A 21,180-nucleotide genomic window follows, 5' to 3' on the forward strand; every position below is an offset into this window, starting at 1 on the left:
CTTCAACAAGGCGAAACAGTGGCGTGCGGTGGCCACTCGCTACGACAAACTCGCCCTCACCTACCGCGCCGGATTCCTGCTCGCCGGCATCGTCGAGTGGCTCAAGTTATTGGGAGACATGCCCTAGTCTGCGGGACCGCACCCGCCGGGTGCGGTCCTCATTCGATAGCCGGATGAGTACCGCCGACCGGTCAGCGATCCACGGACTGAACCTCTGCGGCTGGAAGGTGCAGGCTCACACCTGCCCACCAGTGACGACGTCACGAATGCGTCAGTCCGGTGTGTGCTCGGTGGGCTCTGGCATGAGAAGTTGCGCGGACAGCAGCTCCAGTGCCTGTCGTGCGTAGCCACGCCACATCGAGGTGATCAGCGGCATGACAAGTGCCCCAAGGGCCCTCGAGTGCAGGGTCCATCGCCAGGTGATCATCGTCCCGGTCCCGTGCGGGACGAACTCCCAGGTTCCGTCGATGCTGTCGACCAGTGGCCGCATCGGGCCGGTAATGTCGCTGAGCCGGTAACTGAACGAGTGAGGCGCATCGACGTCCGTCAGCAGCTCGCGCATCGTTCCGCCGTCCGTGGTGACCACTGTGCGCGACTGTCCGACCCGGCTCCAGATCCCGTCCTGTCCGCGGACCTGCTTGATGGGCGGCAGCAGGGCGTAGCGGCGGGAGAAGATCGCGGTCAGAGGAATCGGCAGCGTCACATCGAAGGCTTGCCGGCGCGCGATCGGGATCGCCCGCGACTGCTCGACTGTGATAGGCGTGGCCATCACGCGAGCCTAACGTAGGCGGCAGCGGCCAGTGATGGATCCTTGATCGGGGGCGACTACTGACCGAACGTGAATCGCAGGTTCGCGTTGATGAGTTCGTTCACTCGCTTGCGCATGCGGACGATCGTCTCCCCGTCCGGGACCGGTTCATCGACGACCAATGTCCAGTACAGGGTGGTGCTGCCGTGTCGTGGGCCTACGTCGAAGCGGATCCGTGCATCCGGTCGCCACGAACGTTGCGGTACTACGACGAGATCGGCCTGCTGCGTCCGGCCGACGTGGGTGCCGATATCGCCGAACACCAAGGCGTGAGCGTCCAGACGGTCACGACGCGGATCCGGGCGCGGTCTCAGCTCGTCAAGCTCCTCGCGCCTGTTTCCTGATCGGGGGCACCCGCCAGGGCATCTCGCTGAGGGGAATCATCGCGTCGCCGAGTTCAGGTCCTGCACGAGCCGGGGGTTGCGCCACTGCCCCACCATGGTCAACCACCGGCCCGCGGGATAGGACAGGCGGACGACGAAGTAGTTGACGTACTCCAGGACACCGAAGACCCATACGGCTACGGCTGCTATCGCCACGCTGACGTGATCGGGCCACCACACGAGCACTCCGACGAGCCCGACCACAAGCAAGCCCGGATCGACGATCCGGAACACACGATTGGCGGCGGCGAGGGCGGCCGGCATCGGTGCCCGCTCGACCCAGCTACGTGCCGACAACCGTTAGATGCCCGCCTGCACGAGGAGCACGAGCAGTGGGATCAACGCCGACCACAGGGCCGCGGAATCCTGCCTGATCTCCACTCGGGGCATCACGGCGACGACGGAAACGGCGGCGAAGACCGCCGCCGCCGCCAGCTCGCCCGTGCCCAGACTCAAATACTTCCGCCGCAACGTCTCTCGCCGCTCATCGATCATCATGTCACCCCCTCAAACGCAACGCACCGGGCGTCTGTTCCTGGGTACCAGTCCCCATCGAACTGTCCGGATCTGTCGACTGGCTTCGGCGTCCGGCTGATCCCGCGGTGCTCGTTCGAGGACGACCCGGTCCTCTTGCGTGGGTGCGACGCTGTAGGACGGTTTCAGCTCCTCGCCGACGACCTCGGCGACCTCGAAGATGGAGCGAGTTTCTTTGTGGGTGGTGGTGCTGGCATACCGTCCGCACACGTTCGTCCTCCCTGATCGGTCCTCTTGATCCCGATCTAACACGCCGGGACTGACGATTTCACCGGGCCCTGCGGAATAGTGCGGAAATGCGACGTCAGGATCCGGTGGCCGTCGAGGACTCGCTGGTAGTAGGTGCCGACGACTGCGCCCCCGTACTCTCCGCCGATCGCGAGACCCTGCAGCAGCCGCAACGTCACCAGCAGTATCGGCGCCAGAATCCCGATGTGGTCATAGGTGGGCATCAGTCCGAGCGTCGTGGTGGCGCCGCCCATGATGAGCAACGTCGTCATGAACGTCTTCTTACGGCCGACGCGGTCCCCCATTCTGCCGAACACCATGGCGCCGATGGGGCGTACGACGAAACCCGTGCCGAAGGACGCCGTGTGGGCGATCCTTGATCACCGGGCCGGGATGGTCGGTCTGCGTGACCCCTTCCTCACGGAACATTCCAGGTACCCGCGCCGGGCAGTGCGGTGAGGACACCTGGACGGTCGGACCAGCCGTTGACGGTCAGGACGGCGACCACCGTTCCCGACCCCGTAAGCACGGGACCCGTGGACCGCGACGGGACCACGGCGCCGGCGGCCCCAGTCGTCAGATTGCGCCAATGCACTGTGCAGACGCAATATTCGACAAATCCGGTCATACCCGGAGCCTCGGGATCTGTGCGCACCATCACCTGCGAATAGACGGGACTGAGAAAACCGGTAGGCAAATTGGTGATTCCGATGACCGGCACCGGCAGGACGGTATCCGTGGGCGCCGCGGTCGCGACGGGTGCGACACCCAGGAAGAGAGCACCCAGTCCGACCAGAACAGAAGCAGCCGAAGTTCCCCGTCCAGGTAGGACGTTCGAGGTACGTCGTCGCATCGGATCTACCTCCCGTGGGGACCCATCCGGTTCGCTCGGACACGACTGGGGCGTGCCGCGGGGTTCACCGATGCCGTCGCCCGGCCGTCGTCATTCGTTACAGCATGCAGAAGAGCGGGAGCAGAAGGGCCATTTGTCTGCTGCTTCGGGTAGGACTCGATGCTCTGGGCCCGGAAGGACTTGCCGTTGCAAGTCGAAGTTGCCGTCCTTGGCGCACGGCGCGGTAACGCCTCACGCCACATGTGCGTCGCGCAGGTTCGCGGCCTCCTCCAGGAGGTCGGGGTCGGCGGTCCGTTCGCGGACCACGCCGATTTCGGCGAGGATCGCTGCCCGGACCTGTTCGAGCGTGACGGCCGGGTTCAGGTCCGTCAGGGACGCCGCGGTGCCGGGGTCGAACTCCAACTCGAGGGCTGCATTGACATCGGTGAGAACCGCCCGCAGGGGGTCGGAATCGGAGACCACCAGTTCGAAGCCGAAGAGCCACGCCCCGGCGACTATTCGCTGCGCGGTCCCTGCCAGCTTGACGCGGCCTGCGCCGTTCACCGTCCAATCACCGGGGCAATACTCACCGGGCACCGGTCCGATGCGAGCGTCGAGACCCAGCTTCCTCAGCACGCCGACGAGCCGCGGGGTGATGCGCTGGAAGCGGGGGCGCGCCCCGACCATGCCCTCGGTGTCCCGGGAGAACATCTCCACGACGAGGGTCTGCTCGTGGTAGGCCGCCGCCCGACCGCCGGCTCCTCGGACGACGGGGGTGAATCCGTGTCGCCGCGCCGCCGCGGCGGCGGCCGGAAACTGCGGTCGAACAGCGTCCAGACGTCCGAACGACAGCGTCCGCGCGGGACTGTAGATGCGGATCAGTGCAGGGGCATTCGGCTCTCGCGCGGTGCGACGCAGAAGTGCCGTGGCGAGCGCCGCGTCCAAGACGGGATCGTCCGGAAAGTGCGTGGTCAGCAACTGCTCGATCGTCATACTCTTCCCGTCGGTCCGCCCCGAATATCTCACGGCCACGACGTCATCGCCGCAACCTGCACGCCACTACAGTGTCGCCGAGGGGGACGACAAGAGCACCCGGAGGCAGTCGACGCGGGATCGGGTTCGCGGATATCCCCGCGGCGGCTCTCACCGGAGCCCTACCCTGGACACGCCGAATTGCACTCCCTGGATGCCTGCACACAGTGTGCCGGGCCAGCGCGCCGAGAGGTCGTCACGATGCTCCTCAGATCGAGTGTGGTCGTCTTGTCTTGTGCCGTCGCCGCGGTAGTGTCCGCGTCCCCCGCCCAGGCCACGCCGTCGTCGGGAGTGACCGCGCAGGTGCTGTTCGAGACCACGGTTCCGGCGGTCGCGGGCAGTTCGGCGGGCACGGATCTCACGCTGCGGCGCATCGAGATCGCCCCCGGCGGCACGACGGGGTGGCACTTCCACGACGGTCCGGTGTACGCGTTCGTCGAATCCGGTGTGCTGTCCCGCACTCTGCAGGACTGCACGAAAGCGGTAACGACAGCCGGTCAGGCGATCACCGAGGACCACGGAAGCGATCACGTGCACGAGGGCTCGAATCTGGGCACCGAACCGCTGGTGTTGCTCGCGTTCTACACGGAACCGGAGGGCAAGCCGCTGTCCGAGGACGCGCCGGCGCCGGCCTGCTGACGGGTCACCGCACCCGCGTCCTCATCGTGTGACGGAGGCGATCCACTCGACTGCTCCCGCGACGTCGTCCACCGTTGCCGTTGCCGACGGCAACGGTGGACGGCGAATCATCAGCACCGGCACGCCCAGTGTGCGGGCGGCGTCGAGTTTCGCGTCGGTCTGACCGCCGCCACTGTTCTTGGTGACCAGGACGTCGATACGGTGCTCACGCATCAGCGTGATCTCGTCGGCCACCGCGAACGGCCCGCGGGCGAGGAGCAGTGTCGACTGCGGCGGCGTCGCCACGTCGGGTGGATCGATCGCGCGGATCAGAAACCACAGTGCGTTCAGGCCGGCGAACGCGTCGACACCCTGCCTGCCGATGGTGAGAAAGACTCTCGTTCCCAGGTCTGGCAGCAGTGCGGCCGCGTCGACGAGGTCGGCGGCGCGGTGCCAGCGTTCGCCGGGACGTGCGGACCATTCCGGGCGCCGCAGCACGACGTGCGGTATCCCGCGACGGTGCGCGGCGTCGGCGGCGTTGCTCGTGATCTGCGCCGCGAACGGATGCGTCGCGTCCACGATCGCGTCGACGGGATGCGCGCGCAGCCACTCGTCGAGTCCGTCCGCTCCCCCGAATCCGCCGATCCGCACGTCGCCGACGGGCATGCGCGGATCGCGGACCCGGCCGGCGAGGGAGGACACGGTGTCGACCCCCGGAACGTCCGTGAGTGCGGCGGCGAGCGCTCGCGCCTCCCCGGTGCCGCCGAGGATCAGGATCCGTGCCACGCTCAGTGGGTGGTGCGCTCGCGAGTGGCGGAATACAGGTAACTGTCCGGAAATCCTTCGGCAGCAAGCACTTTCCCGACGATTACCACGGCGGTCTTCGTGACGCCCGCGGCCTTCACCTGATCGGCGATCGTGGCCAGGGTGCCGCGGAGCACGATCTCGTCGGGACGCGACGCGAACGCGACTACGGCGGCGGGACAGTCGCGGCCGTAGTTCTCGGTGAGTTCCAGGGCGATCTGATCGATCCGGTGCGCACCCAGGTGCACCACCATCGTGGCACCGCTGCGGCCGAGGGAACGCAGGTCCTCACCCTCCGGCATCGCGGTGGACAGCGTGGACACGCGGGTCAGCACGATCGACTGCGAGACACCGGGAACGGTCAACTCCCGCCCCAGCGACGCCGCCGCGGCGGTGAACGCGGGAACCCCGGGCACCACGGTGTACGCGACGCCGGCAGCCTCGAGCCGGCGCACCTGTTCGGCGACGGCACTGAAGATCGACGGATCACCCGAATGCAGCCGGGCGACGTCCTGACCGGCCGCGTCCGCCTCGATCAGCAGGGCGACGATCTCGTCGAGACTCAGTCGCGCCGTGTCGATCACCCGCGCACCCTCGGGGCATTCCGCCAGCAGTTCCTGCGGGACGAGGCTGCCCGCGTACAGGCAGACGGGGCTCGCCGCGATAATCCGCTGCGCGCGGACCGTGACCAGGTCGGCCGCGCCGGGACCTGCCCCGATGAAGTTCACCGTCATGTCGCATCACCTTCCGACTGCTTCGTCACCGACCACTGCGCCACCGGCAGTTGCGGCCGCCACGCGGTGAACCCGCCGAGCGGCTCACCGCGATACACCTGAAACTTGCGGAGCTGCCCTCCGCATTTCGAGAACCATTGCAGCAAAAGTGCTTCCGATTCCGCCGTCACCGCGTTGGCCACCATCCGGCCGCCGACTCGGAGCCGGGACCAGCACTCCTCGAGCAGACCGTCCTGCGTGACGCCACCGCCGACGAAGATCGCGTTCGGGGTGGACAGTTCCGGCGGTACGTCCTCGAACGCTGCGGGTGCGTCACCGAACACTGGGAGGGACGGCACCCCGAGCGCCGAAGCGTTCGACTCGATCTGGTCGGCACGTGCCGTGCTGCGCTCGAAAGTCACAGCCCGGCAGAGGGGGTGGGTGCGCATCCATTCGATCGCGACCGTGCCGGACCCGCCTCCCACGTCCCACAGCAGCTCCCCCGCCGCGGGGGCGAGAGCGCAGAGCGTCAGTGCGCGGATCTCGTGTTTGGTCATCTGCCCGTCGCCCGTGAACGCGACGTCGGGCAGTCCGGGCATCCGGGTCAGCCGGAGGGTGCCGGAGTCGGCCCGGCAGTCGATCGCGATCACGTTCAGCCGGGCCCCCGGATCATGCGACCAGGCCGACGCCGTTCCGTCGAGCCTCGACTCGTCGGGTCCGCCCAGTTCGCCGAGCACGGTGAGCCGCGACAGCCCGAACCCGTGTTTCGTCAGGAGTTCGGCCGCGGCGGCGGGGGTGTGTTCGTCGCGGCTCAGCACGAGCAGTCGCGTGTGATCGCCGAGTGCAGGCAGGAGCGTGTCCACCGGCCGGTTCACGAGACTGACCACGGGCGTCTCGTGCGCCGCCCAGCCCAGCCGGGCGCAGGCCAGCGTGGCCGACGACGGGTGCGAGATCACCCGCACCCGCTCCGCGCCGAGCAGGTCGACGAGGGTGACGCCGATACCGTGGAACATCGGGTCTCCGCTGGCCAGGACGCACACCCGCCGACCGTGGTGCTGTTCGAACAAGCCCGGCAGCGCGGGGACGAGCGGCGACGGCCACGCCACCCGCAGCGCCGGCGACTCGGGAAGCAGGGCGAGTTGCCGGCCCGAACCCATCACGACGTCGGCGCCCTCGATCGCGCGTCGCGCGGACGGCGCCAGACCGTCCCACCCGTCGGCACCGATACCGACGACGACGATCGGGTCGGTCATCGCGGCATCCGGCGCCAGACCGCCTGCGGCAGCAACCTCATGACGAAGAACACCGGGCGCAACCGTCCCGGCACCCACACTCGGCTCGCACCGCGATGCAGACCCCGCACGACCGCGTCCGCGACCTGCGCCGGTGTGCTCGACATCGGCGCCGGCGACATCCCCTCGGTCATCCGGCCGATCACGAAACCGGACCGCACGAGCAGGAGGGAGACACCGCTGCCGTGGAGGGCGTCGCCGAGACCCGAGGCGAACCCGTCCAGGCCCGCCTTCGCCGACCCGTACACGTAGTTGGCGCGGCGCACGCGCACGCCTGCGACGGACGAGAACACGACGATCCGTCCCGACCGCTGTTCCCGGAGCAGGGTCGCGAGATGCGTGAGCAGATCGACCTGCGCGACGTAGTCGGTGTGGACCACGGCAACGGCGTGCCGCGCGTCCCGCTCAGCGCGCGCCTGATCGCCGAGAATGCCGAACGCCAGCACCGCCACCGACAGCGGTCCGTGCGTGTCCACCACGGACCGCAGCAGCTTCTCGTGGCTGTCGAGGTCGTCGGCGTCGAATTCCACGCAGTCCACCACGGACGCGCCCGCGTCCAGCAGCGCCTGCCGTTCGGCGGCGAGTTCGGTGCTGCGGCGGGCGGCGAGGACGATCGTGCGACCGGGTGCGAGCCGGGTGGCGATCTCGAGGCCGATCTCGCTGCGACCACCGAGGAGGAGTACCACCCCGTCGTCGCCGGGCTTGCCGCTGTTCTTCTTCGATCCCAGGCTCACCCGTCCAGTGTCCTGGATTACCGTCGGGGCATGGACCGCACCCCCTCCACCCCGATCCGCCTGACCGACGCGGCGCTCACCTTCCTCGGCGAATACCACCTCGGGACGCTCACCACCCTCCGCAAGAACGGCACCCCGCACGTCGTCGCCGTCGGCTTCACCTGGGATCAGGAGCACGGGCTGGCGCGGGTCATCACCAACGGCTCCTCGCAGAAGGCCATCAACGCCGAACGCGGAGGGTACGGCGCGGTGAGCCAGGTGGACGGACCGCGCTGGATGACACTCGAGGGCCCGGCCCGGGTGCTGACCGACCCCGATTCCGTCGCCGACGCCGTCGCCCGCTACGCCGCGAGGTACCGCCAGCCCCGGGTGAACCCGACCCGCGTGGTCGTGGAGATCGCCGTCAGCCGCGTACTCGGCTCGGCTGCGCTGCGTCACCACTGAACCGCAATTTCCACGGGACCAGCGCGGACTCGATCTGCACGGCGAGGCTCATCTTGGACACCCCGTCGGTGCGCTCCTCGAACCGGATCGGGACCTCCGCGATGGTCATGCCGCGCTGCACCGTGCGGTAGTTCATCTCCACCTGGAACGCGTACCCGTTGCTCTGCACACCGTCGACGTCGATGGCCCGCAGGGTGTCCGCGTGCCACGCCTTGAACCCGGCGGTCGCGTCCTTGACGCGCAACCGCAGGATCGCGTTGACGTAGAAGTTCGCCCACGCCGACAGCGCCTTGCGATGCCAGGGCCAGTCGCTGGCGACCGCGCCACCGGCCACGTAGCGGGAGCCGAGCACGACGGCCGCATCCGTCGTCGCCAGCGTCTGCACCATCCGCGGGATGGCCTCGGTGGGGTGCGACAGGTCGGCGTCCATCTGGATCACGATGTCCGCGCCCTCGGCCAGCGCCCGGGTCATCCCGGCGACGTAGGCCCGTCCGAGGCCGTCCTTCACGGTCCGGTGCAGGACTCCGACCGGGATAGGACCGCTCTGCGCGAGCGTGTCGGCGACCTCACCGGTGCCGTCCGGCGAGTTGTCGTCGACGACCAGCACATGCAGGTTCGGAATTTCCGACGCCGCGAGAAGCTCGACGATCTTGGGCAGGTTGTCGCGTTCGTTGTAGGTCGGTACGACGACGGTTACCTTCGGGGCGACGCTTTCCATGACACCTTCGCGTGATCTGTGATCCCGACTCTCCGCGGACGTGCAGCGGCGAGTGCGGTCGTGAACAAATGGAAGATGTTACTACCAGCGCCGCACCGCCCCCGCACGCTCCCGGTGCTCAGCCGGGGAGCACCGTCAGCCCGTGGGGCCGGGTGTTGACCGGCTCGCAGCCGTCAGCGGTCACGATCACGATGTCCTCGATCCGCGCACCCCACTCCCCGCGGAAGTAGATGCCGGGCTCCACGCTGAACGCCATCCCCTCGGCCAGCTCGATCGCATTACCCGACACGATGTACGGCTCCTCGTGCACCGACAACCCGATTCCGTGCCCGGTCCGGTGCACGAATACCTCGGCCAGCCCCTGCGCGGCCAGCAGGTCGCGGGCGGCCGCGTCGACCGCCTCCGCGGTGACGCCGGGACGCACCAGGTCGACGGCCGCCGCCTGCGCCTCCTCCAGGACCGCGAACTTGGCTGCCACACCCGGATCGGGCTCACCCATGCTGTACGTGCGGGTGGAGTCGGAGTTGTAGCCGGGTTCGACGGGCCCGCCGATGTCGATGACCACGACGTCACCCGATTCGACGACCCGCTCGGACACCTCGTGGTGCGGGTCGGCTCCGTGCGGTCCCGAGCCGACGATGACGAACGCCGCCTCGGTGTGTCCCTCCGCCAGGATCGCGGCGGTGATGTCCGCCGCCACCTCGGCCTCGGTGCGGCCGACCTTCAGGAACTCCCCCATCCGTGCGTGGACCCGGTCGATGGCCTGACCGGCCCGGCGCAACGCGTCGATCTCCGCTTGGTCCTTGACCATCCGCAACTCCCGCAGCACCCCGGTGGCCAGGACCGGCAGCGCACCGAGCGCCTCCGACAGCGGAATCAGGTGCAGCGCAGGCATCGCATCGGTGACGGCGGTCCGGGCAGGCGACGGCAGCAGTCCCGACACCAACGCGTACGGGTCGACCCCGTCGACCCAGTCACGGATCGTCAACCCGAGCTCGGACGCCGCCGACTCGGTGAGCGACGCCAGTTCGAGCCGCGGCACGACCACGGACGCGGTGTCGCCGTTCGCGGGAATCACCAGGCAGGTGAGCCGTTCGAACGACTCCGCGCGCGAACCCAGCAGATACCGCAGGTCGGGTCCCGGGGTGATGAGGAGGCCGTCGAGTCCGGCGTCGCGGGCCAGTGCGCCTGCGCGAGCGATCCGGTCGGCATAGATGGTGGTCGGGAAGCGTGAAGTCGATGCGCCGAGGGAACTCATGGCTTCAGGCTAAACCGGTTTGGCAGGATGAGGGTCATGACAGGGCCTCTGCTTCTCCTCGACGGTGCCAGCCTCTGGTTTCGCGCGTACTACGCGCTACCCGACTCGATCACCTCACCCGACGGTCGATCCGTCAACGCGGTGCGCGGGTTCACCGACATGGTGGCCGCACTGATCACCAAGCACCAACCGACCCGGCTCGCAGTGTGCCTCGACCTCGACTGGCGGCCCGCGTTCCGCGTCGAGGCCGTGCCCACCTACAAGGCGCACCGGGTCGCCGAGGACACCGGCGGGGCGGAGGAAGAGGTGCCCGACACCCTGTCGCCGCAGGTCCCGATGATCCTGGATGTCCTGGCCGCCACCGGAATCGCGACCGCCGGTGCGGAAGGGCTCGAGGCCGACGACGTTCTCGGCACCCTGGCCGCCACCGAGACTCGCGACACCACCATCGTCGTCACCGGCGACCGCGACCTCCTGCAGGTCGTCACGGACGACCCCGTGCCGGTGCGGGTGCTGTACGTGGTGCGCGGCCTCGCCAAGGCCGAACTGCTCGGGCCGGAAGAGGTCGCAGCCAAATACGGGGTGCCCGCCGACCGGGCCGGTGAGGCCTACGCCGAACTCGCCCTGCTGCGCGGCGACTCGTCCGACGGGCTGCCGGGGGTGAAGGGAATCGGCGAGAAGACCGCGTCGAGCCTGATCATGCAATACGGATCGCTCGCCGCCCTGCGGGCCGCCGCAGCCGATCCCGAATCCGACATGGCGAAGGGTGCGCGCGCGAAATTCGCCGCCGCAGCCGATTATCTCGACGCGGCACTGCCGGTGGTGCGGGTGGTGCGGAACGCGGATGTCGAACTGTCCCGTGAAGACACGCTGCCCGCCGAACCGGTCGATGCGGACCGGCTCGGCAGGCTGGCGGAGGAACTCGGAATCGAGAATTCCGTCGGCCGCCTCACTGCGGCGATGAAAAAGGTGGCCGCCGCACGGGTTCCGTGACGGACGGGTGGGCCGAGGACGTGTCTAACTGGGGCGGCTCACCTCGTACGTACCCTTGTCGTCGGTGAAGGTGAGAGTGACCTGCTTCTTCTCACCGTCGACGGTGAGACTGCACGTGAAGCTGTTGCCCTTCTTCACTTCCTGATCCGCGGGGCACGTGACACCGGACACGTTCTCGGCGCCGTACGAATCGGTGACGATGCGCTCGACACCGTCCTCGGCCGCCTTCTGATCGAGCGTGTCCGTGCCGAAGACCGTGAACGCGAGCACCAGGGCGATACCCACGATCACCAGCAGAGCCACCACACCACCGATGATCAACGGCAGCTTCGACTTCCCCGACGACGGCGGCTGCCCCCACTGCTGCTGGCCGGGGGTCGGGCCCCACTGCTGCGGCTGACCCGGTTGCTGCCCCCACTGCGGCTGCCCGGGCTGCTGACCCCACTGTCCCGGACCCGGCTGTCCGAGCTGACCGGGTTGCGGCGGCTGACCCCACTGCGGTTGTCCGGGCTGCTGCGGGTGCTGGCCCCACTGCGGCTGCCCGGGCTGCTGAGGCTGACCCGGTCCCGGCTGTCCCCACGGCTGGGCGGGCGGCTGCTGACCGTACTGCGGCGCCCCGTACTGGCCGCCGGTCTGGTCAGGGTTACCCTGGCCCGGTTGCTGTCCCTGGGCCCATTGCCCGTTCGGGTCGTTCGGTCCGTAAGGGCCGCTCATCGTCGCCTCCCGCTCACGTGTCAAGTTTTGTACCTACCGTAACGCCCCACCATCGGATTCGGGCCCTCGGACGGCGTGCGAATCCAACCACACGGCGTCGGGTCACGCAGCATCCACGGCGACGACACCGCGGCGGATCGCCGCGACCGCACGACCTGCGGCTTTGCCGACATCCGGATCGGGGGACGTCGACCGGACCTGTTCGAGCAGGTCGATCACCTGCCTGCACCACCGAACGAAGTCGCCGGCAGACAGTGCACGCCCCTGATCTCCTGCCGCGATCAGCGCCTCGACGAGCGAATTGTCGCTCGCCCAGTGGAAGATCGCGGCAGCGAAGCCGAGGTCCGGCTCACGCGTGGGCGGCAGTTTGTGCCGGATCTCGTCCGCCCGCAGCTCCCGCCACACCCGCACCGTCTCGTCGAGGGCGTGCCGCAATGCTCCCGGACCGCCGCCTTCGACGGTGTCCCCTTCACGGCGCGATTCGAAGATCACGGCGGACACGACGGCGGCGAGCTCCGCGGGCCCGAGCCCCTTCCACACACCCTGCCGGAGACACTCGGCCACCAAGAGGTCGCTCTCGCAATAGATTCGGCTCAACCGCGTGCCGTGCTCGGTGGCGTCGGGGTGTTCGCCCGGCGAGATGTAGTCGCGCTCGGCGAGCAGCGACAGGATGCGATCGAACGTGCGCGCCAACGAGTTCGTCGTGGCAGCCACCTTCTGCCGCATCGTCTCGGTCTCGCGGGCCAGCCGGTTGTAGCGTTCACCGATCCGGCTCAGCTGCTCGCGGTCGGGCCAACTGTGGCACGGGTGCTGCCGGATGGCGCGTCGCAGCCGCGCGATCTCGGCGTCGTCGGCGCCGGCACCCGACTTCTTACGCTTCCGGCGACCCGGCGCAACGATTCCGGTGCTGCGCAATGCCGATGCCAGATCACGTCGCACCCGGGCGGTGTGGTGATCGAAGCGCCGCGGCAACCGCATCGATCCCAAAGACCGTGCAGGCTCGGGGAAGTCGCCGGCCGACACCCGGCCCGCCCATTTCGCCTCGGTGAGGATCAACGGCTTCGGATCCGTCGGGTCCCGGTCCGGTTCCAGCACCACGGCCAGACCGGAGTGCCGTCCCACGGGGATCGCGATCACGTCGCCGCGCCGCAGTGCGACGAGCGAGGCGACGGCGGCGTCCCGGCGTTCGGTTCGGCCTGCCCGTTCGAGTGACCGTTCCCGGCTGCTCAGTTCCTCCCGCAGGCGCGCGTACTCGAAGTACTCGCCGTCCTCGCCGCCCAGCCGTTCGCGGAGCGTGGTGAGCGCGGCCTCGTTGCGTTCGATGCCGCGCGTCAGGCCGACCACGGACCGGTCGGCCTGGAACTGGGCGAACGACCGCTCGAGCAGGGCCCGTGATTCCGCCGCGCCCATGCGATCGACCAGGTTGATGGTCATGTTGTAGCCGGGACGGAACGAGCTGCGGAGCGGAAAGGTGCGCGTGGAGGCCAGCCCGGCGACGTCCACAGGTTCCACCCCGGGCTGCCACAGGACCACCGCGTGACCCTCGATGTCGATGCCGCGACGTCCCGCCCGGCCGGTGAGCTGCGTGTACTCCCCCGGGGTGAGTTCGGCGTGGGCCTCGCCGTTGTACTTGACGAGGCGTTCGAGGACGACCGTGCGGGCGGGCATGTTGATGCCCAGCGCCAGCGTCTCGGTGGCGAACACGGCCCGGACCAGCCCCTTGACGAACAACTCCTCGACCGTCTGCCGGAACGCGGGCAGCATCCCCGCGTGGTGCGCGGCGAGCCCCCGCTCGAGCGCCTTGCGCCATTCCCAGTACCCGAGGACCTCCAGATCGGCCTTCGGCAGTTCGGCGGTGTGGGCGTCGATGATGGTCCGGATCTCGGCGACCTGCTCCGGCGTCGTCAGATCGAGGCGGGACCGCAGGCACTGCGCCAGCGCGGCATCGCACCCGGCGCGGCTGAAGATGAACGTGATCGCCGGGAGGAGTCCCTCGTCGTCGAGGCGGGAGATCACTTCCGGTCGGGGCAGCGGCCGGAAGTCGCTGGAGAACCCGCCGCCGCGGCGTCCCCTACCCCGGTTCTCCCACGAGTCGGCCCGCTCGAGCGCCTGTCGCTGTTTGACGTGCCGGACCAGATCCTGGTCGACCACCAGATCTTTGAGCGCGTCCCCGCTGCGCGCCCTCGTGTCGAAGAGGTCGAACAGCCGCTTCCCGACCATGATGTGCTGCCACAGCGGGATCGGGCGGTTCTCGTCGACCACCACGGTGGTGTCGCCGCGCACCGTTTCCATCCACGCGCCGAACTCCTCGGCGTTGCTGACGGTCGCCGACAGGCTCACGAGGCGGACGTCCTCGGAAAGGTGCAGGATCACCTCTTCCCACACGGCCCCACGGAACCGGTCCGCCAGGAAGTGCACCTCGTCCATGACGACGTGGGACAACCCGCGCAGCGCCGGGGAGTCGGCGTACAGCATGTTCCGCAGCACCTCGGTGGTCATGACGACCACGGGGGCGTCCGAGTTGATGCTCGAATCGCCGGTCAACAGCCCGACCGTGTCCTTGCCGTACCGCCGCACCAGCTCCGCGTACTTCTGATTGCTCAGCGCCTTGATGGGTGTGGTGTAGAAGCACTTGCGACCGGAGGCGAGCGCCAGGTGCACGGCGAATTCGCCGACCACGGTCTTTCCCGCGCCGGTCGGGGCGCAGACGAGGACGCCGTGGCCGCCCTCGAGAGCACGGCAGGCGTTGATCTGGAAGGGGTCGAGCACGAAGCCGAGCTGCGCCGAGAACACATCGAGTTCGGTGCCGCCGGTCGTGTCACCTGTTGTCACTGCCACCCCGTCAGATTGTCACAGGGTGTCGGAGAAGTCCTGACCCGGTGTGTTGCTGCCGGTCGTGCTCGCCTCGTCGTTCTTGCTCGCGGCGCCGGACCTCCCGGACTTGCGTGACCGCCGGAACCGGCCCGCCGGCTCGGGGACCGGTGTGGCGGCGACGTCGAACGCCTCGTTCAGGTCCGACGGCGCGGCGATCGTCGACGCCTCGTCGTCGTCGAGGGCACCCCACTCCTGCTCCGTCCGACGAGCCTTGCGGCGGTCGTTGATGCGGGCGATCTGCACGGCGACCTCGAACAGCAGGGTCAACGCGAACGCGAGCGCGAGCATCGAGAACGGGTCCTGCCCGGGGGTGGCGATCGCGGCGAACACGAACAGAGCGAAGATCAGGCCGCGGCGCCACGCCTTGAGCTTCGCGTAGGGCAGGATGCCGACGAAGTTCAGCGCGACGATGAGCAGCGGGATCTCGAAACTGACACCGAAGATGATCAGCAGGTTGATGATGAACCCGAAGTATTCCGCGCCGCCGAGTGCGGTGATCTGGACGTTGTCGCCGATCGTCAGCAGGAAGTGCAAGGCCTTCGCGACGACCACATAGGCGAGGACGGCGCCGGCGAGGAACAGCGCGGCGCCGGACACCACGAAGCCGATCGCGTAGCGGCGCTCCTTCGAGTAGAGGCCGGGCGTGATGAACGCCCACAGCTGGTACAGCCAGATGGGACAGGCGAGGACGATGCCTGCCGTCAGCGCGACCTTGAAGCGGAGCATGAACTGCTCGAACGGTCCGGTCGCGAGGAGCCGGCACGACCCGTCGTTGCTCAGGTCGGCGCGACTCGACGCCGGCAGCGAACAGTACGGTCCGCGCAGGAGCTCACCGAGACTCTCGATCCCGAGAATCTGGTGGGAGTACCAGAAGAAGCCCACCGCGGTGGTGACCACGATGGCCAGCACCGACAGGAGCAACCGCGTGCGCAGCTCGTAGAGGTGATCGACCAACGACATGGTGCCGTCGGGATTGGTCCTCCGCTTGCTGTGGCGCGGATCGAACGGAATTCGCACTGTTGTTCGCCCTAGTCTTGGTCAGCAGGCAACCGGGGTGACGAGTCACCCCGGTTGTCAGGCGGCTCGGGCTATGCCGACTTGGGCTCGGTGTGCTGCGGCTGCACCGGCGCCGGAGGGGTGACCGGTGCGGGGGTGGTGTCCGCCACGGGCAGCTCGGCGGGCGCGCTCTGCTGCGCGGTGGGCGCCGGCGTGCTGTTGTCGTTCTGCATCTCCTTGACCTCGCTCTTGAAAATGCGGAGCGAACGGCCGAGTCCACGAGCCGCGTCGGGCAGCTTCTTGGAACCGAACAGGATGATGACGACCAGCGCGACGATGGCCCAGTGCCAGGGGCTCATGGCTCCCATGATGAAACCTCCAAAAGATCAGGTGACCACGATGCTACCGGACATACACGGCACCGGTCCGGTCGAAACCGGCTAGTTGCGCTGCCGTTTACCTGTCGGTTTCCTGGGTCCCCGCCGTGAGCGCAGATCGTCGAGCAGGGCGTCCCCGGACCAGTGCCGGTTCCCGCCCGCCTCGGCCTCGCGGATCAATTCGACCAGCCTCGCGTTCACCGGCGCGGCCGTGCCCGACGCCGCGGCCAGGCGCACGATCTCCCCGCTGATCCAGTCCACTTCGGTGCGCCGGCCCGCTTCGAGGTCGTCCCACATCGAGGATCGTGCGTGCGGGTCGATGGCCAGCATCCGGCTGCCCGCCACCCGGAACACCCCGTCCGGGACGGTCAGCAACCGGGGAATCCACTGCGGCGGCAGCGGTGTGAGCTTGGCGACAGCGATGCCGCGGGCGGTCAGGAGAGTCAGCGCCTCCCGCTGTGCCAGGGCGACCGCGCGCCGAAACGACCGCTGCGACAACTCCTCGCGGAGCGGCAGGCCCGAGAGGGCGTTCACCGCGTTGTTCAGGTTGAGCAGCAGCTTCGCCCACTGCACCGAGCGGAAGTCCGCACGTGCGTGCAGCGGCAGCCCGGCGTCGTCGAAGACCGGCGCGAATGCGCGCACCGCCGGATGCTGCTCGATCTCGAGATCACCCTCGGAGCCCTGGTGGAAATGCCCGTCGCCGCGGTGCACCACGTTGAACGGCACCATCGCCGCGAGAACGACCTGCTCCGGCAGTGCCGTGCGCAGGGTGTCCGCATTGCCCAACCCGTTCTGCGCACTGACCACCACCGTGTCGGAACCGATCGCCGACGCCAGTGCGGCACCTGCCTCCGGTGTCCCCGCCGACTTCACCGAGACCACGACGAGATCGGCCGTGGCCGCCGACTCGGGACCGGTCGCGAAGGCGATGTCGGCGGCACCGACCCGGATGTCCGCTCCGTGCAGGTCCGTCAGCCGCAACCCGTGTTCACGGATCTCCGCCCCGACACGCTCCCGGCCGATCAGGGTCACCTCGGCGCCGGCCGCCGCGAGCCGGCCCCCGACATAGCAACCGATGCTGCCCGCGCCGAAGACGCTGATCCGCAGCGGACGCCCGTCGCAGCTCATGCCTCGACGGCGTCGTAGGCGGACAGCGCCTCCACGGCCCGGCGGCGCACCTCGTCGACCAGTTCCGCAGGTTCGAGCACGGTGATTCCGGAACCGAACCCGAGCACGAGCCGGGCCATCCACTCGAGCGCCCCGTAACTCATGCTCGCCTCGACCGAGCCGTCGGGAGCGACCGTCCGGACATCCATCGGGTAGTAGTCGAGCACCCAGACGCAGTCGGCACCGACGTGCAACCGGGCCTGGGGAAGGGACGCGTCGCCGCTGAACAATTCCAGGTTGGAATCCCGCACGAGAGCCTGCGCCGGCGGTGTGGACGGCTCGTCCAACTCGGTGGCGGCGTCGATCCGGTCGAGCCGGAACAGCCGGACCCCCTCGGCCTGCCGGCACCACGCCTGCAGGTAACTCTGATTGTCGACCAGCACGACCCGCACCGGATCCACGGTGCGCTCGGTGACGCGGTCCCGGGACGCCGAGTAGTACGTCAGGTGGAGGGCACGCCGATGATGAAGCGCGGACCGCACCGTGGCGGCGATGGGATCTTCCGCCACGTCCTCCACCGCCTCCCGCTCCGACGTCGGCGTCACCGCCGCGCGGGCCGCCGCGGTGCCCGCGGCGTCCTCGATCTTCGCGATCGCACTGTGCGCCGCGGACGGATCGACCATGCCCGGCATCTCCACCAGCGAACGCAGGGCAATCAGCAGGGCTGTCGCCTCGGTGGACGTCAACCGCAGCGGGCGGTCGATGCCCGCCGAGAAGGTCACCTCGATGCTCTCCTCGGAGAACGAGAGGTCGATGAGGTCGCCGGGACCGTAGCCGGGTAGGCCGCACACCCACAACTGGTTGAGGTCCGACATCAGCTGTGTGGTGGTGACGCCCAGTTCGGCGGCGGCCTCGGCCGCACTCATCCCGGGGTTCGCGATGAAGTACGGCACCAGGTTGAGGAGCCGGGACAGTCTCGACGACAGCCTGTTGCTCACGACGTCCCCCCTCCCCGTGCGGCGTCCTTCAGCTTGGTCAGCACATCGTGACGCAGTTCGGGTGGATCGAGGACCAGGGCGTCCGCCCCGTGGCCCGCGACCAGCCGCGCGATCCAGTCCCGGGAGCGGACCGGAATCCCGAGCACGGTGCCGCTGCGCTCGTTCACCCGCTTCTCCTCCGCCGTGGTCGCCAGTCGGCGCAGTTCCTGGGCACGGCCCTCCGCCACCCACACGGTGGCGGTCCCCGTGACCTCACCCGAACCGGTGACCCGGTCGACGATCTCCCGGAGGTCGACGCCCGCCGGTTTGTGGACGACCCCGGACGGTCCGAACTCCGTCACGTCGTCGCCGATCCGCGACAGCCGGAACGTCCGGACGGCCCCCCGGTCGACGTCGTGACCGACGAGGTACCACCGGCCGTGCGCGGTGACGACTCCCCAGGGCTCGACGGTGCGCTGGGTGTACGGCTCGTTCAGGGCGCCGCGGTGCGGGAAATGCACGGCGCGGCCGGCATCGACCGCCGCCAGCAACTTGCCGAGCGCCGGTTCGGACCCTCGGGTGCGGGCGGGCACCGCGGTGATCGGGGTGGCCGCCGAATCCGGATCCACCTGCACACCCGCCGCACGCAGCTTGAGCAGTGCCCCCTGAGCCGCGGACGTCAACTCCGGGGACTCCCACAGCTGGACCGCCACCGCGACCGCCGCGGACTCCTCCTGACTGAGGTCGATGTCGGGAAGCTCGTACGCGTTGCGGTTGATGCGGTAGCCCTCGACCGTCGAGAAGCGCGACGCCTGCCCGGTCTCGAGCGGAACACCGAGATCCCGGAGCTCGTTCTTGTCGCGTTCGAACATGCGGCTGAACGCCTCGTCGCTCGCGGAGTCGGCGTACCCGGCAACGCTCTCGCGAATCTTCTCGGCGGTGAGGAACTGTCTGGTGGACAACAAACAGATCACCAGGTTCATCAACCGCTCGATCTTGGAAGTCGGCACGCCCGGAAGCCTAGTGGGTGAGCCCGTTACGGACTCTCACAGCGCCGCTACATCGAGGCAATCAGCCGCTCCACCCGCTCGTCGACCGACCGGAACGGGTCCTTGCACAGCACGGTCCGCTGGGCCTGGTCGTTGAGCTTGAGGTGCACCCAGTCGACCGTGAAGTCGCGTCCGGCCTCCTGCGCCGCCGTGATGAACTCGCCGCGCAGCTTCGCCCGAGTGGTCTGCGGCGGAGTGTCCACCGCCGCCTCGATCGTCTCGTCCTCGGTGATCCGCTTCACCAGACCCTTGCGCTGCAGCACGTCGAACACGCCGCGACCGCGTTTGATGTCGTGGTACGCCAGATCGAGCTGCGCGATCTTCGGGTCGGCCAGCTCGAAGCCGTGCCGGTCCTGATAGCGCTGGAACAGCTTGCGCTTGATCACCCAGTCGATCTCCATGTCGACCTTCGCGAAGTCCTGTGTCTCGACGGCGTCGAGCATGCGACCCCACAGGTCGACGACCTGAGTGACCTGCGGATCGGGATCCCGGTTCTGCAGGTGTTCCACCGCACGCGCGTGGTACTCCCGCTGAATGTCGAGGGCGCTGGCCTGCCGGCCGCCGGCGAGCCGCACCGGGCGGCGTCCGGTGACGTCGTGGCTGACCTCGCGGATGGCGCGGATCGGGTTGTCGAGCGCGAAGTCGCGGAACGACACCCCGGCCTCGATCATCTCGAGCACGAGCGCCGCCGTGCCCACCTTCAGCATGGTGGTGGACTCGGACATGTTCGAGTCGCCGACGATCACGTGCAGGCGGCGGTACTTCTCCGCGTCGGCGTGCGGCTCGTCACGGGTGTTGATGATGGGCCGCGACCGCGTGGTCGCCGAGGACACGCCCTCCCAGATGTGCTCGGCGCGCTGCGACAGGCAGAACGTGGCCGCTTTCGGCGTCTGCAGGACCTTGCCCGCGCCACAGATCAGCTGCCGCGTCACCAGGAACGGGAGCAGCACGTCCGAGATCCGGGAGAATTCGCCGGCCCGGGCAACGAGGAAGTTCTCGTGACAGCCGTACGAATTGCCTGCCGAGTCCGTGTTGTTCTTGAACAGGTAGATGTCGCCGCCGATGCCTTCCTCGGCGAGCCGCTGTTCGGCGTCGATCAACAGCTCCTCGAGAACGCGCTCCCCCGCCCGGTCGTGGTTGACCAACTGGATGAGGTTGTCGCACTCGGCTGTCGCGTATTCGGGGTGCGAGCCGACGTCCAGATACAGGCGGGCACCGTTCCGGAGAAACACGTTGGAGCTCCGGCCCCACGACACCACCCGCCGGAACAGGTAGCGCGCAACCTCGTCCGGGCTCAGTCGCCTGTGACCATGGAAGGTGCAGGTCACACCGAACTCTGTCTCAATTCCCATGATTCGTCGCTGCACACCTCGACAGTACAACGCCGATCACCCGGCGGAGCGGAAAAACCCTCCGGCGACACCCCGCGCATACCCTGAGATGGTGAACCGACACCTACGCCGAATCCACCGGGCCGACGAGATCGTCTTCGACCGCAGCGCCGATCTGAGCCCCTCCGAGCTCGACCGGGCCATGCGCTTCCTCAGCCGCGCGGCCGACAAGGGGCTCCTGTGGTGGTTCGTGGCGGCGGTCCTGGGACTGGTCGGCGGGCGCGCCCGCCGCGGTGGTGTGCGCGGACTGCTGTCCCTCATGATGGCGAGCGGTCTGGCCAACGGCATCCTCAAACCGCTGTTC

The 21,180-nt window shown here is 68.6% G+C and carries 24 protein-coding genes and 2 pseudogenes; 4 read left to right on the forward strand and 22 right to left on the reverse strand.

What is annotated here, in order from left to right; genetic code table 11:
- Nucleotides 1-271: 271 nt before the first annotated feature.
- From G9373_RS39415 to G9373_RS39445, 8 genes and pseudogenes are all read right to left on the reverse strand, one after another.
- Nucleotides 272-769 carry an SRPBCC family protein gene (locus G9373_RS39415; RefSeq protein WP_005256238.1) on the reverse strand — a complete coding sequence of 166 codons (498 nt, stop codon included), beginning with the start codon at nt 767-769 and terminating at the stop codon, nt 272-274.
- A gap of 56 nt (nt 770-825) precedes the next feature.
- Complete coding sequence (locus G9373_RS39420) at nt 826-1,071, reverse strand: hypothetical protein (protein WP_240483077.1); 246 nt, start codon at nt 1,069-1,071, stop codon at nt 826-828.
- Between the two features lie 117 nt (nt 1,072-1,188).
- Nucleotides 1,189-1,488, reverse strand: a complete 300-nt coding sequence (locus G9373_RS47145; protein ID WP_240960993.1) for a hypothetical protein — start codon at nt 1,486-1,488, stop codon at nt 1,189-1,191.
- Between the two features lie 3 nt (nt 1,489-1,491).
- Nucleotides 1,492-1,689, reverse strand: a complete 198-nt coding sequence (locus tag G9373_RS47150) for a hypothetical protein (RefSeq protein ID WP_240960994.1) — start codon at nt 1,687-1,689, stop codon at nt 1,492-1,494.
- A 9-nt stretch (nt 1,690-1,698) separates the two neighbouring features.
- Complete coding sequence (locus G9373_RS39430) at nt 1,699-1,977, reverse strand: SOS response-associated peptidase family protein (RefSeq protein WP_307866352.1); 279 nt, start codon at nt 1,975-1,977, stop codon at nt 1,699-1,701.
- Nucleotides 1,978-2,072: 95 nt separating this feature from the next.
- Nucleotides 2,073-2,315 (reverse strand): annotated as a pseudogene (locus G9373_RS39435) (MFS transporter); the annotation flags it as partial.
- A gap of 56 nt (nt 2,316-2,371) precedes the next feature.
- The gene (locus G9373_RS39440) at nt 2,372-2,806 is read right to left on the reverse strand and encodes a hypothetical protein (protein ID WP_043788538.1); all 435 of its coding nucleotides are present in this window, start codon (nt 2,804-2,806) and stop codon (nt 2,372-2,374) included.
- Nucleotides 2,807-3,037: 231 nt separating this feature from the next.
- Nucleotides 3,038-3,778 (reverse strand): lipoate--protein ligase family protein, encoded by a 741-nt coding sequence (locus tag G9373_RS39445; protein WP_005564297.1) that lies wholly within the window; start codon nt 3,776-3,778, stop codon nt 3,038-3,040.
- 240 nt (nt 3,779-4,018) lie between these two features.
- On the opposite strand from G9373_RS39445, the gene G9373_RS39450 reads away from it, so the two are divergent.
- Nucleotides 4,019-4,456, forward strand: coding sequence for a cupin domain-containing protein (locus tag G9373_RS39450; protein ID WP_167120447.1), 438 nt, complete (start codon nt 4,019-4,021; stop codon nt 4,454-4,456).
- Between the two features lie 21 nt (nt 4,457-4,477).
- Here the strand turns inward: G9373_RS39450 and G9373_RS39455 are convergent, their stop codons facing one another.
- Genes G9373_RS39455 through G9373_RS39470 form a run of 4 tightly spaced genes read right to left on the reverse strand, consistent with a single transcriptional unit; the run spans nt 4,478 to nt 7,978 of the window.
- Nucleotides 4,478-5,221 carry a cobalt-precorrin-6A reductase gene (locus G9373_RS39455; protein ID WP_005564293.1) on the reverse strand — a complete coding sequence of 248 codons (744 nt, stop codon included), beginning with the start codon at nt 5,219-5,221 and terminating at the stop codon, nt 4,478-4,480.
- Between the two features lie 2 nt (nt 5,222-5,223).
- The gene (gene cobM / locus G9373_RS39460; protein WP_005564291.1) at nt 5,224-5,973 is read right to left on the reverse strand and encodes a precorrin-4 C(11)-methyltransferase; all 750 of its coding nucleotides are present in this window, start codon (nt 5,971-5,973) and stop codon (nt 5,224-5,226) included.
- Complete coding sequence (cbiE, locus tag G9373_RS39465; RefSeq protein ID WP_167120450.1) at nt 5,970-7,205, reverse strand: precorrin-6y C5,15-methyltransferase (decarboxylating) subunit CbiE; 1,236 nt, start codon at nt 7,203-7,205, stop codon at nt 5,970-5,972. Before cbiE ends, cobM begins: the two co-directional genes overlap by 4 nt.
- Nucleotides 7,202-7,978: an SDR family NAD(P)-dependent oxidoreductase gene (locus G9373_RS39470; protein ID WP_167120453.1), complete on the reverse strand. Its 777-nt coding sequence runs from the start codon at nt 7,976-7,978 to the stop codon at nt 7,202-7,204. Before G9373_RS39470 ends, cbiE begins: the two co-directional genes overlap by 4 nt.
- A 30-nt stretch (nt 7,979-8,008) precedes the next feature.
- On the opposite strand from G9373_RS39470, the gene G9373_RS39475 reads away from it, so the two are divergent.
- On the forward strand, nt 8,009-8,422 hold the full coding sequence (locus tag G9373_RS39475) for a TIGR03618 family F420-dependent PPOX class oxidoreductase (RefSeq protein ID WP_005564285.1): 414 nt from the start codon (nt 8,009-8,011) through the stop codon (nt 8,420-8,422).
- Here G9373_RS39475 and G9373_RS39480 read toward each other — a convergent pair.
- Nucleotides 8,382-9,140 (reverse strand): polyprenol monophosphomannose synthase, encoded by a 759-nt coding sequence (locus tag G9373_RS39480; protein ID WP_005256260.1) that lies wholly within the window; start codon nt 9,138-9,140, stop codon nt 8,382-8,384. The genes G9373_RS39475 and G9373_RS39480 overlap by 41 nt on opposite strands.
- A gap of 118 nt (nt 9,141-9,258) precedes the next feature.
- Nucleotides 9,259-10,398: a Xaa-Pro peptidase family protein gene (locus tag G9373_RS39485; protein WP_005256261.1), complete on the reverse strand. Its 1,140-nt coding sequence runs from the start codon at nt 10,396-10,398 to the stop codon at nt 9,259-9,261.
- A gap of 36 nt (nt 10,399-10,434) precedes the next feature.
- On the opposite strand from G9373_RS39485, the gene G9373_RS39490 reads away from it, so the two are divergent.
- Nucleotides 10,435-11,391, forward strand: a complete 957-nt coding sequence (locus G9373_RS39490) for a 5'-3' exonuclease (RefSeq protein ID WP_005564283.1) — start codon at nt 10,435-10,437, stop codon at nt 11,389-11,391.
- A 24-nt stretch (nt 11,392-11,415) separates the two neighbouring features.
- Here G9373_RS39490 and G9373_RS39495 read toward each other — a convergent pair whose 3' ends face one another.
- The 8 genes from G9373_RS39495 to pafA all read right to left on the reverse strand — a co-directional run bounded on the left by G9373_RS39495 (nt 11,416) and on the right by pafA (nt 20,852).
- The gene (locus G9373_RS39495) at nt 11,416-12,105 is read right to left on the reverse strand and encodes a DUF4333 domain-containing protein (protein WP_081276434.1); all 690 of its coding nucleotides are present in this window, start codon (nt 12,103-12,105) and stop codon (nt 11,416-11,418) included.
- Nucleotides 12,106-12,207: 102 nt separating this feature from the next.
- Nucleotides 12,208-14,937, reverse strand: a complete 2,730-nt coding sequence (locus tag G9373_RS39500; protein WP_043788208.1) for a DEAD/DEAH box helicase — start codon at nt 14,935-14,937, stop codon at nt 12,208-12,210.
- Between the two features lie 18 nt (nt 14,938-14,955).
- Nucleotides 14,956-15,996, reverse strand: coding sequence for a twin-arginine translocase subunit TatC (tatC, locus tag G9373_RS39505; RefSeq protein WP_005256277.1), 1,041 nt, complete (start codon nt 15,994-15,996; stop codon nt 14,956-14,958).
- A gap of 71 nt (nt 15,997-16,067) precedes the next feature.
- Entirely contained in the window at nt 16,068-16,343 is a 276-nt protein-coding gene (gene tatA, locus G9373_RS39510; RefSeq protein WP_039952129.1) for a Sec-independent protein translocase subunit TatA, read from the reverse strand.
- 72 nt (nt 16,344-16,415) lie between these two features.
- The gene (locus G9373_RS39515; protein ID WP_120660746.1) at nt 16,416-17,480 is read right to left on the reverse strand and encodes a 2-dehydropantoate 2-reductase; all 1,065 of its coding nucleotides are present in this window, start codon (nt 17,478-17,480) and stop codon (nt 16,416-16,418) included.
- Nucleotides 17,477-18,457 carry a YafY family protein gene (locus tag G9373_RS39520; protein ID WP_005563472.1) on the reverse strand — a complete coding sequence of 327 codons (981 nt, stop codon included), beginning with the start codon at nt 18,455-18,457 and terminating at the stop codon, nt 17,477-17,479. The genes G9373_RS39515 and G9373_RS39520 overlap by 4 nt, the downstream gene beginning before the upstream one ends.
- Nucleotides 18,454-19,446 (reverse strand): YafY family protein, encoded by a 993-nt coding sequence (locus tag G9373_RS39525; RefSeq protein WP_085990310.1) that lies wholly within the window; start codon nt 19,444-19,446, stop codon nt 18,454-18,456. The genes G9373_RS39520 and G9373_RS39525 overlap by 4 nt, the downstream gene beginning before the upstream one ends.
- Nucleotides 19,447-19,493: 47 nt before the next feature.
- On the reverse strand, nt 19,494-20,852 hold the full coding sequence (gene pafA, locus G9373_RS39530; protein ID WP_005256282.1) for a Pup--protein ligase: 1,359 nt from the start codon (nt 20,850-20,852) through the stop codon (nt 19,494-19,496).
- 73 nt (nt 20,853-20,925) lie between these two features.
- On the opposite strand from pafA, the pseudogene G9373_RS39535 reads away from it, so the two are divergent.
- A pseudogene (locus G9373_RS39535) lies at nt 20,926-21,180 on the forward strand (glycerophosphatase); the annotation flags it as partial.

The sequence above is a fragment of the Rhodococcus sp. A14 genome, from assembly GCF_011603105.1.
GTDB lineage: Bacteria > Actinomycetota > Actinomycetes > Mycobacteriales > Mycobacteriaceae > Rhodococcus_F > Rhodococcus_F opacus.